Below are 3,830 nucleotides of genomic sequence, written 5' to 3'. Positions count from 1 at the left end.
GGCTTGCCAGCGAAGCGGTGTGCCCAGCACACCGCCGGTAACTGGCCTCAGACCTTCTGGTACAGCTGGCTGCCTTCCTGGCGGAACCGCTCGGCCTGCTCGCGCATGCCCTCTTCAACCGCAGCCTCGACCGGTTGGTTGGCGGCGTATTCACGCACTTCCTGGGTGATTTTCATCGAACAGAACTTCGGCCCGCACATCGAGCAGAAATGCGCGACCTTGGCCGAGTCCTTGGGCAACGTCTCGTCGTGGTAGGCCCGCGCAGTGTCCGGGTCCAGGCCCAGGTTGAACTGGTCTTCCCAACGGAACTCGAAGCGCGCCTTGCTCAACGCATTGTCGCGAACCTGCGCGCCCGGGTGCCCCTTGGCCAGGTCCGCCGCATGCGCGGCGATCTTGTAGGTGATGATGCCGGTCTTGACGTCATCCTTGTTCGGCAGGCCCAGGTGTTCCTTGGGCGTCACGTAGCACAGCATGGCGCACCCGAACCAGCCGATCATCGCCGCGCCGATGCCCGAGGTGATGTGGTCGTAGCCTGGCGCAATGTCGGTGGTCAACGGGCCGAGGGTGTAGAACGGCGCCTCGTCGCAGCACGCCAGCTGCTTGTCCATGTTCTCTTTGATCAACTGCATCGGCACGTGGCCCGGGCCCTCGATCATGCACTGCACGTCATGCTTCCAGGCGATCTTGGTCAGCTCGCCGAGGGTTTCCAGCTCGCCGAACTGCGCCGCGTCGTTGGCATCGGCAATCGAGCCCGGGCGCAGGCCATCGCCGAGCGAGAAGCTGACGTCGTAGGCCTTCATGATTTCGCAGATTTCGTCGAAGTGGGTGTAGAGGAAGTTTTCCTTGTGATGCGCCAGGCACCACTTGGCCATGATCGAACCGCCGCGGCTGACGATGCCGGTGACGCGCTTGGCAGTCAGCGGCACATAGCGCAGCAGCACGCCGGCATGGATGGTGAAGTAGTCCACGCCCTGCTCGGCCTGTTCGATCAGGGTGTCGCGGAACAGCTCCCAGGTCAGGTCTTCGGCCACGCCGTTGACCTTTTCCAGTGCCTGGTAGATCGGCACGGTACCGATCGGCACCGGCGAGTTGCGGATGATCCACTCGCGGGTTTCATGGATGTGCTTGCCGGTGGACAGGTCCATCACCGTGTCCGAGCCCCAGCGAATGCCCCAGGTCAGCTTGGCCACTTCCTCTTCGATGGACGAGCCCAGCGCACTGTTGCCGATGTTGCCATTGATCTTCACCAGGAAGTTGCGGCCGATGATCATCGGCTCCAGCTCCACGTGGTTTATGTTGGCCGGGATGATCGCGCGCCCGCGGGCGATCTCTTCACGCACGAACTCCGCGGTGATCTCTTTCGGGATGCTGGCGCCAAAGCTGTGGCCAGCGTGCTGCTGGTCGAGCAGTCCGGCGGCGCGGGCTTCCTGCAGTTTCATGTTCTCGCGGATGGCGACGTATTCCATCTCGGCGGTGATGATGCCCTGGCGTGCGTAGTGCATCTGGCTGACGTTGGCCCCGGCCCTGGCCCGGCGCGGGTTGCGCACGTGGGCAAAGCGCAGCTTGGTCAGTTCGACGTCGTTCAGGCGCATCTGTCCGAAGTTCGATGACAGGCCGCCCAGGCGTTCGGTGTCGCCACGCGCGTCGATCCAGGCCGAACGTACATCGCCCAGGCCCTTGCGCACGTCGATCTGCACAGCGGGGTCGGTGTAAGGGCCGGAGGTGTCGTAGACCAGCACCGGCGCATTGGCCTCGCCGCCGAAGTCGGTGGGGGTGTCGTCCAGGCTGATCTCGCGCATCGGCACCTGGATGTCCGGGCGCGAGCCTTCGACATAGATCTTGCGCGAACGGGTAAACGGCTGAACGGATTGCTCATCGACCTTGGCCGACTCACTCAGGTGCGCGGGGTATTTTTGTTTTTGGCTCATCACAGGCTCTCCAGACGGGTTGGCAGTCGGAGTGAACCTGAAAGGCACGGGCGCACCATGGCGGGTGCTGTGCCGAAAACGGAAGGTGCCACTGCAGCCACACTGGCTGACATGACAATCCCGGAGCCGACACAAGAGGGCTCGCGGGAAGACGAGCAATCTTGTTCCCTACGCAGGCGCTAACCTGATCAGGTTCAACGGGATCCGGAATTATCCGATCTCAGCCTCAACGCAAGGCACCCCGACAAGAACGCGCCCAGCATAGACTGAGCCGGCACGAAACGCCAACAGTGCAAAGCGCACTACGATAAAAGGCGCAAATAGCCGATTGTTGCAAAATGCCTGCGCTACTACACTCACCAGTTCAGAAATACTCAATCGCTCAAGGATCGCCCTATGCTGCGCAAACTTTCACTGGCCCTTGCCGTGTCTTGTGCTTCCAACGGAATGGCCTGGGCAGCAGAAGCGCCCCTCTCGGCCAAGACCGACCTGGTCAGCGTGTACCAGGAGGCGGTGAACAACAACGCCGACCTGGCCGCTGCCCGCGCCGACTACGGCGCACGCAAGGAAGTGGTGCCCCAGGCCCGCGCCGGCCTGCTGCCCAACCTCTCGGCGGGTGCCGAGATGATGAACAGCCGTACGAAGATCGACCAGCCCTCGGTTACCTCCAACCGCAGCGGCAATTCGTGGCAGGCGACCCTGTCGCAGCCGATCTTCCGTGCCGACCGCTGGTTCCAGTTGCAGGCGGCCGAAGCGGTCAATGAACAGGCAGCGCTGGAGCTGTCGGCCACCGAGCAGAACCTGATCCTGCAAACCGCCGAAAACTACTTTGCGGTGCTGCGCGCCCAGGACACCCTGGCCTCGACCAAGGCCGAGGAAGCGGCCTTCAAGCGCCAGCTCGACCAGAGCAACGAGCGTTTCGATGTGGGCCTGTCGGACAAGACCGACGTGCTGCAGTCCCAGGCCAGCTACGACACCGCGCGAGCCAACCGCATCGTCGCGCAGCGCCAGGTGGATGACGCCTTCGAAGCGCTGGTGACCCTGACCAACCGTGACTACAACGCGGTGCAGGGCGTGGTACACACCTTGCCTGTTCAGGTGCCCTCGCCCAATGACGCCAAGGCCTGGGTGGACACCGCCGCGCAGCAGAACCTGAACCTGCAGGCCACCAACTATGCCGTCAGCGCTGCCGAAGAAACCTTGCGCCAGCGCAAGGCCGGGCATGCGCCCACCGTGGATGCGGTGGCGCGCTACCAGAAAGGCGACAACGACAGTTTGGGCTTCAGCAACCCCAACCTGACCGGGCAGAACTACCGCGGCGACGTGGAGCAGAGCAGCATCGGCCTGCAACTGAACATCCCGATCTACAGCGGCGGTTTGACCAGCTCGCAGGTGCGCGAGGCGTATCAGCGCCTGAGCCAGAGCGAGCAGCAGCGCGAGAGCCTGCGCCGCCAGGTGGTGGAAAACACGCGCAACCTGCACCGTGCAGTGAACACCGATGTGGAGCAGGTGCAGCGCGCAAGCAGTCGATCATCTCCAACCAGAGTGCGCTGGAGGCGACCGAAATCGGTTACCAGGTGGGTACGCGCAACATCGTCGACGTGCTGGATGCGCAGCGTCAGCTGTACACCTCGGTGCGCGACTACAACAACACCCGGTATGACTACATTCTCGACAACCTGCGCCTCAAGCAGGCAGCGGGCACGCTGAGCCCGCAAGACCTGAGCGACCTGGGACGCTACCTGAAGCCGGACTACAACCCGGACAAGGACTTCCTGCCGCCCGACCTGGCCAAGGCCGCGCAAGCCAATTTCGAAAGGCCCTGAAAAGCTTCGCTGGCAAGCCAGCTCCCACAGGGGATCACTGAACGTGAGGACAGTGGAGTACCTGTGGGAGCTGGCT

The 3,830-nt window shown here is 63.2% G+C and carries 1 protein-coding gene, 1 pseudogene and 1 riboswitch; of the genes and pseudogenes, one reads left to right on the top strand and one right to left on the bottom strand.

What is annotated here, in order from left to right; translation table 11 throughout:
* Nucleotides 1-47: 47 nt before the first annotated feature.
* Nucleotides 48-1,928 (bottom strand): phosphomethylpyrimidine synthase ThiC, encoded by a 1,881-nt coding sequence (gene thiC / locus G3436_RS07105; RefSeq protein WP_163942913.1) that lies wholly within the window; start codon nucleotides 1,926-1,928, stop codon nucleotides 48-50.
* Between the two features lie 148 nt (nucleotides 1,929-2,076).
* Nucleotides 2,077-2,182, bottom strand: a riboswitch (TPP riboswitch).
* Nucleotides 2,183-2,324: 142 nt separating this feature from the next.
* Here thiC and G3436_RS07100 point away from each other — a divergent pair.
* Nucleotides 2,325-3,754 (top strand): annotated as a pseudogene (locus G3436_RS07100) (TolC family outer membrane protein).
* The last annotated feature ends 76 nt before the right edge of the window (nucleotides 3,755-3,830 follow it).

The sequence above is a fragment of the Pseudomonas brassicae genome (genome assembly GCF_010671725.1).
In the GTDB taxonomy this organism is placed as follows: Bacteria; Pseudomonadota; Gammaproteobacteria; order Pseudomonadales; family Pseudomonadaceae; genus Aquipseudomonas; species Aquipseudomonas brassicae.
The sequence above is the reverse complement of the archived record's forward strand: the minus strand, read 5'-3'. Positions and strand labels throughout refer to the sequence as shown.

Coding starts and splice junctions, on each gene's coding strand:
- thiC (WP_163942913.1), bottom strand. CDS start 1,928: ATGAGCCAAAAACAAAAATACCCCGCGCACCTGAGTGAGTCGGCCAAG.